Origin of the sequence: Streptomyces sp. NPDC060209 (genome assembly GCF_042728155.1) — a bacterium.
Lineage (GTDB): Bacteria > Actinomycetota > Actinomycetes > Streptomycetales > Streptomycetaceae > Streptomyces.
The window spans coordinates 24,148-30,420 of the sequence record NZ_JBHWZS010000084.1 but is presented as its reverse complement, the minus strand read 5'-3'; the positions used below and the strand labels follow the sequence as shown (position 1 = coordinate 30,420).

Here is a 6,273-nt window from a genome sequence, read left to right as displayed (position 1 = left end):
GTTCCGGTGGACGCGGCACGAGCTGGTCGGCGCGGTGGGAGGTCAGAGCTGGATGGGCATCGTCCAGCAGTTGGAGGTGGCCGGCTTGCCGGAGAGGCGGTCGGTCAGCCAGGAGATCGCGTCGCCCTGGTCGGTGATGAGAGGTACGAGGTGGTTGGTGAGGATCTTGTCGCCGAGGTTCGGCAGCTTGATGGCGTCGTAGGTGACATCGGCGCCCTTGCCGCACCAGTCGAGGGCCAGCTGCCGGGCCTGGGCGTGGGGAACGATGTCGTCCTGGACGCCGGTGGCCAGACGTACCGGACCTGCCGGCTTGAGCGTGCCGATGCGCTGCTTGTCCAGGGCGGCCTTCGCGCGGGGGTCGGCCGCGATGATTTCCCCTATGGACCGGCCGCTGGTGGTCCATTTACCGCTCTTGGTGAAGCCGTAACCGAAGAGCGCGTCGCCGACACACATGGTCGACGCGTCCTTGAGAGCTGCCTTCCCCGTCGCGCTGATGTTCGCGTCGACGACCGCGCGCAGGTCGGGGTCGGCCTGGGCGAATCCGCTGATCGACCAGGCCAGCGCACCCGCGAGCGCACTGCCGTCGATGCCCTTCATGACCGAGGTCAGGTCCGCCGGGGGAGCGCCGGCGTAGGTCCCGGCGAGCCGGACGTCGGGTGCGTAGGAGGGCTGGAGTTCGGCGGCCGCGGCGCTGGCACCGCCGCCCTGGCTGTATCCGTACAGGCCGGTCCGGGACGCGGCGGTGACCGATGCCCCGGGGACGGCGCGGGCGGCGCGGGCGGCGTCCAGCAGGGCGTGCGCCTGGTCGAGGCGGTTGACGTAGGTGTGCAGGCGGTCGGTGGCGCCGAGGCCGACGTAGTCGGTGACGACGACCGCCGCCCCGGTGGCCAGGAGCCGGTAGACCGCCAGGGCCTCGTAACCCACGGACACGGTGTCGCCGTTGAGGGTGAGCGGGTGCTGCAGGGCGAAGGACGGCGCGCACTGGTCGCCCTGGCCCATGGTGCCCGAGGCCACCGCGACCAGAGGGCGCGGTCCGCTGCCCTTCCAGGCGGCCGTGGGTTCGATGTAGGCGCCGGTCACGGCGACGGGCAGCCCGGCAGAGTCGGTGGACCTGTACATCAGGCGGGTCGCGGTACCCGGCATCGGGCGGCCGTCGAGGCCGGGGATGCTCAGCCCGAGCGGCAGCGCCTCGGTGCGGATCAACGCGCCGTTGGCGGCCGGTAGTTCGGTCGGCGGGGTGTAGAACGCGGGGATGGTGACCCCGCGGGAGACGACGGGTTCCGTCGCGGCCGCGGAGGCCGGTACGGCCGACAGGCCCGCGCAGACGGTGCCCGCGGCGACGACGCCGGCCAGGAGGCGCAGGCCGGCCGATGTGCTGCGGCGGCCCGCCGCCGGGTGAGTGGTGGTCCGGTGCACGGCGGTGGTGAGGGTGGAACGGGAACGGCTTCTCTTGCGGCTCATGGTGTGCTCCTCGTTCGTCGTCTAGATGATCGTGTCGATGTCGTGGGCGGTGATGGCGTCCATCGCCCGTTCGGCCACGGCGGCGATGGTCATCGACGGGTTGCAGGCGCCGGTCGTGCCGGGGATGAGCGCTCCGTCGAGGACGTAGAGGCCGCGTTGGCCCTGGACGCGGCCCTCGAGGTCGCACACCGTCCCCATCGGTGCGCCGCCAAGTGGGTGCCAGGTGCTGTTGACGAGGGAGTTCGTGTCCGTGAGGACGCCGAGCCCTTTGGACACCTTCGTGATGCGCTGCTGGATGTGCCGGTGGCTGCCGGTGTCGCCGCCCAGGGGCCAGTGCAGCGAAACGGAGTCGGTGGACGCGTCGTAGCGGAACCGGCCGCGGTCCGCGCTCACCCCGAAGCCGACCAGCATGGTCGTCCGCGCGTCGATACCCAGTGGCGGGAGCGATGCCTGGATGATCGTGTTCGCGGTCTTCGGGTCGTCCCACGCCTTGCTGCCGTAGACGACCGGTCCCCCTTGCTCGGCCCCGAAGTCCTCCTGCAGGTTCGTCCACGCGTAGATGCGGTCGCCGTTGGTTCCCCACCCTTCGCCGAGCCCGTCGGGCAGGTCGGGGATCGCGCCTGTGGCACCGGCGCGGACGAGGAGCTTGCTGGTGTTGATGCTGCCGGCCGCCATGACCAGGGCTCGGGTGGAGAGGATCTTCTGCTCCAGCACGCGGCCCGCGTCGTCGGTGCGGTCGACGTGCACCTCCCAGCGGCCGTCCGCCGCCCGGGCGACGCCGGTGACGTTGTGGTGGGTCGCGACGGTGACCTTGCCGGTCGCCTCTGCCTGCCGGAGGTAGGTCACGTCGACGGAGTGCTTGCCGCCGTTGTTGACGCCGAGTGCGCAGTCCCCGTTCGTGTAGGACGGCTTCATCTCTCCCCGCAGCTCGGCCAGGGCGTAGCCCCAGTCGATCGGCATCGGGATCTTCTCCAGGCCGTACCCCGCCTTGCGCACCCGCTCGGCGAACACCTGTGCCGCGTAGTAGTTGGGTGTGCTGATCAGTTCCTCGGGAGCCGTCGCCACCTGGAGCATGCCGGCGACCCGCGGGTAGTGGATCCGGTTCATGCGCCGGTAGTCGAGCTCGTCGGGGAGCCAGGTGTTGAAGACCGCCTCGGAGGGCTGCAGGGTCATGCCCTGGTAGACGAGAGACCCGCCGCCGACCCCGGCCGCGCAGACGCCCAGGATGTTCTGCCCGAGTATCGGCTCCAGGAGCCCCACGTACGGATCGAAGTTCAGCGGGGCGCCGATCAGTCGGGCGAGCGGCCGGACGGCCGCCGGGAGGGTTCCGTACCAGAGCATCCGCCTGTCGAGACCGGACACACGGGGGAAGGTTTCCGCGTCGGGCCCCGTGGGCCATCGCCGGCCGCGTTCCAGTACGGTCACCGGCACGCCGGCCTGCGCCAGTCGCAGCGCGGCCACGCCGCCGCCGAAGCCCGAGCCGATGACGACGGCCCGGTGTTCCTCCTCGGACAGTCTCACCCGGGCCGGCGCGGCGGCTGCTGCCGCTGCGGGCGGTGGGAGGACGCCTGCGGCCGCGAGTCCGGCAGCGCCGGTGAGCAGGCTGCGCCTGGTTGGAGTGGGCATGAGCGGCTCCTTGAGGGGGTGGGATGCCGTCCGGTCGGTGTGGCCGTCTGAGCTGCCCAGGCGGGTCCGGTCCTCAGTGGTCGAGGGCGCCCGGGCTCATTCGTTTCGGTCGATGCACGCCAAATGCCGTGTGAGACAGCGCTGTTACTCGCTGGTCACTTACGGCAGCGTAGGTCTGCGTGTCACTCAGTGACAAGACGTCGGCATGCGTCATTTCCCAGCGGCTCGCTATGCTGCGGTATCAGCGACAGAGGGCGGGGGCGAGGGTGCGCGAAGCGCCGTCCGTGGAACGCGGGCAGACAACGCAAGCAGATGCCAGGCCGTCGCTCGCGCAACGGCGCAAGGAGGCTCTCCGCTTCGAGATCGCCGGCGAGGCCGTCCGCCTGTTCGCCTCGCAAGGCGTCACCGCTACGACGGGCGAGCAGATCGCCCAGGCCGTGGGTATCTCCGCCCGCACCCTGTGGCGTCACTTCCCCACAAAGGAGAGCTGCGTACTGCCGCTCCTCTCGGCAGGGCTCGAGTTCGCCATCGACCAACTGGGCAACTGGCCACCGGAGACGGGGCTGATGGACTTCTTCACGGACGCCTGTCGATACGGCGAGTTGCTCCCCGCCGCCCCCGTCATCCTCGACCTGATCCGCATGACCTCCACCGACCCGGCTCTGCGCGCCGTCTGGCTCCAGGCACACGACGACGCTCTGCCCGTCCTCGGAGATCTCCTCGCCCAGCGGTCCGGCGGTAGCGCCGACGACATCAGAATCAAGGTGCACGCGGCGACCCTCAACGGCGCGCTGCGCGCGGCGGCGGAGGACTTCGCCCGCCAGTACGCAGACAATCCCGAGGCGGCGGGCGACGAAATCGCCGCGTGCCTGCTCGCAGCCTTGCGCGCGGCTTCGGAGGGCTTGCCCTACTGACGCCGTCGAGGTCGGCTGCAGGTCCGGCGCGCCACCCGCACGAACCGCGCGACCGTGATCACCGGCCACGCGGTCCGGAGCCGCGGGTGTCGCGCCGCGAGGTGCCCGACAGACCCGCCGATCAGCGGATCACCGGCACAGTTCCCGGTCCACGAGTGTGGTCATGGCGCCCCAGGTGTCCTCACCGCCGTCACCGGTGACGTACACCGCGGCGGTCCGGGCCCCGTCACGGGTGGTGCCCACCCAGGTGACATAGCCGAGCAGTTCGCCCCGGTGACCGAAGTAGCTGCCGCCACAGGACAACGAGACCTCCGCCAGACCGAGTCCGTACCCCACACCCAGCTCGGGCGCGAGCACTGTGGTCGTCATCTCGCCGAGCTGTGCCGGAGCCAGCAGACGGCCGCCGAGCAGCGCGGAGTAGAACCGGTTCAGGTCGTGCGCGGTGCTGATGATCGAGCCGGAGCCGACGGCCATGGTCGAATTGAGCACGGTGACGTCGATGGCGGTGTCCGTGCCGAACGCGGCGTAGCCCCGGGCGTGCGGGCCCAGGATGGACGGGAAGGCGCCGGGCGTACTGGTGTCCCTCAGGTCCAGCGGGCGGATGATCCGGTCCTTCACCTCCCGCGCCCAACTCCGGCCGGTGACCTTGTCGATGATCATCGCGGCGAGAATGTAGTTGGTGTTGGAGTACGACCAGCCGGTGCCAGGAGGGGTGAAGCGGGGAGGGTCCTGCATCGCCAGCCCCACCAACTCCCCGGACGTGTAGGTACGGAACCGCTCGGCTCGATAGCCGTCCGCGCTCTTCAACGCGGCTATCTCCGGCCCGACATCGCGGATGCCACTGGTGTGCTGCAACAGCATCCGCACGGTGGTCCGACTGCCGTCATTGCCGTTGCCCCGGACCACTCCCGGCAGCCATTGCTCGACGGTGTCGTCAAGGGACATCCGACCCTCGCCGACGAGTTGCAGCACGACCGCCGCTGTGAAGGTCTTGGTGGCGCTGCCGATCCGGAACCTGCCGTTCTGAGGCATCGGCTTCCTGCTGCCCATCGCGGCCGTCCCGGCGCGCGCACTGTCACGCGTGTCCGGTGACGTCACCTCGGCAAGCACACCGACGACCCCGGTGTCGTGGATCGCGTCCACCCGCTGCTGGAGCGGATCCGCCTGCTGCGGCTCCGCCGCCGCGGTCAGTCCGGTCGACACGGCGAGGAGGGCCGTGGCCAGGCTGGTCAGGACGAGCAGGCCTCGCCGACGCCTTCTTAACACATGCACGATGATCCCTTTTCTGTTCAGGTTGCCCGCGCGTTCAAGGACCGCTCAGGAGTGGCCCGCAGGTGCTTTCGCCCCGGAGCCTGTGGTCGGCGACCATCGCACCATCCGGGAGAGGACCGGACCATCCGGCTTTCCCCCTGACGTGCCGATGCGCCTTCCTCAGAGCGGCGCCGGGGGGTACCCCCGCGGGCATGCTGGGGCTTCCCCCCGGCCGGCCCGCTCGGGCGCGTCCGGCGCTGCGGCGACGTCGGCAGCGGTCCGCCGGAATGCGCCGAGCCACGAAGAGCGGGACAGTGAAGAACGTCGTCCACCATGGGGGCCGAGGCGGAGGGAGCATACGGATCGTGGCCAAGGGAAAGAAGCTCGACAAGGGTGACGAAGTTTCCTGGAGCAGCCACGGGCAGACCGTTCCAGGGAAAGTGAAGAAGAAGATCACGGGACGCGCGGAGGCGGCGGGACGTACCGTCGACGCCTCGAAGGACGAACCGCAGTACGAGGTCGAGAGTGAGAAATCCGGCCGCAGAGCCGTCCATAAACCGCAGTCCCTGCGTAAGAAGAGTGGCGGCTCGTGAGCGGAAAAGGCGGTACGAGTCGGCAGGAGACCATTGACGAGTTCGGCAAGGCCGTCAACATGACGCCCCGTGGCCTCAAGAAATGGCTGGCCACGGATGACTCGAAGAACGTGGGTCAGTCGGACGGTGGCGGTGAAAGCGTGGGGCATGCGTCCGGGCGCCGCATCGTCGACCTGCTGGAGAAGAACAAGGCTGATCTCTCCGACGACGACGTCGCGCACATGCGCAAGGTCGTCGGTTATGTGCACCGGCATCTCGAGCAGCGGCCCGCAGGCGACGTCACGGATACCCGATGGCGCCACTCCCTCATGAACTGGGGCCACGACCCGAAGTCATGAGGGCCCCGACGTCACGATCGTCACCGGGCTGCGTGGAGTGCCCGGGCCGGGACGAGGCACGGTCGGCGAGCGTGCCGCGGCCCCGCGGGA

At 70.0% G+C, this 6,273-nt stretch carries 6 protein-coding genes; 3 read left to right on the top strand and 3 right to left on the bottom strand.

The genetic code is table 11. The features are described from left to right. Window positions 1-42: 42 nt before the first annotated feature. Together ACFWFI_RS18250 and ACFWFI_RS18245 are read right to left on the bottom strand one after the other, a co-directional pair. Window positions 43-1,461, bottom strand: coding sequence for a lipase family protein (locus tag ACFWFI_RS18250; RefSeq protein ID WP_387390962.1), 1,419 nt, complete (start codon window positions 1,459-1,461; stop codon window positions 43-45). A gap of 21 nt (window positions 1,462-1,482) precedes the next feature. After that, window positions 1,483-3,087 carry a GMC oxidoreductase gene (locus ACFWFI_RS18245; protein WP_387390961.1) on the bottom strand — a complete coding sequence of 535 codons (1,605 nt, stop codon included), beginning with the start codon at window positions 3,085-3,087 and terminating at the stop codon, window positions 1,483-1,485. A 266-nt stretch (window positions 3,088-3,353) separates the two neighbouring features. On the opposite strand from ACFWFI_RS18245, the gene ACFWFI_RS18240 reads away from it, so the two are divergent. Next, the gene (locus tag ACFWFI_RS18240) at window positions 3,354-4,001 is read left to right on the top strand and encodes a TetR/AcrR family transcriptional regulator (RefSeq protein WP_387390958.1); all 648 of its coding nucleotides are present in this window, start codon (window positions 3,354-3,356) and stop codon (window positions 3,999-4,001) included. 129 nt (window positions 4,002-4,130) lie between these two features. On the opposite strand, the gene ACFWFI_RS18235 is transcribed toward ACFWFI_RS18240, so the two are convergent. Then, window positions 4,131-5,273: a serine hydrolase domain-containing protein gene (locus ACFWFI_RS18235; RefSeq protein ID WP_387390956.1), complete on the bottom strand. Its 1,143-nt coding sequence runs from the start codon at window positions 5,271-5,273 to the stop codon at window positions 4,131-4,133. Window positions 5,274-5,617: 344 nt separating this feature from the next. Here ACFWFI_RS18235 and ACFWFI_RS18230 point away from each other — a divergent pair, with 344 nt between their 5' ends. Together ACFWFI_RS18230 and ACFWFI_RS18225 are read left to right on the top strand one after the other, a co-directional pair. Then, on the top strand, window positions 5,618-5,845 hold the full coding sequence (locus tag ACFWFI_RS18230) for a hypervirulence associated TUDOR domain-containing protein (protein WP_387390954.1): 228 nt from the start codon (window positions 5,618-5,620) through the stop codon (window positions 5,843-5,845). Further along, window positions 5,842-6,183 carry a DUF3140 domain-containing protein gene (locus ACFWFI_RS18225; protein WP_387390953.1) on the top strand — a complete coding sequence of 114 codons (342 nt, stop codon included), beginning with the start codon at window positions 5,842-5,844 and terminating at the stop codon, window positions 6,181-6,183. Before ACFWFI_RS18230 ends, ACFWFI_RS18225 begins: the two co-directional genes overlap by 4 nt. The last annotated feature ends 90 nt before the right edge of the window (window positions 6,184-6,273 follow it).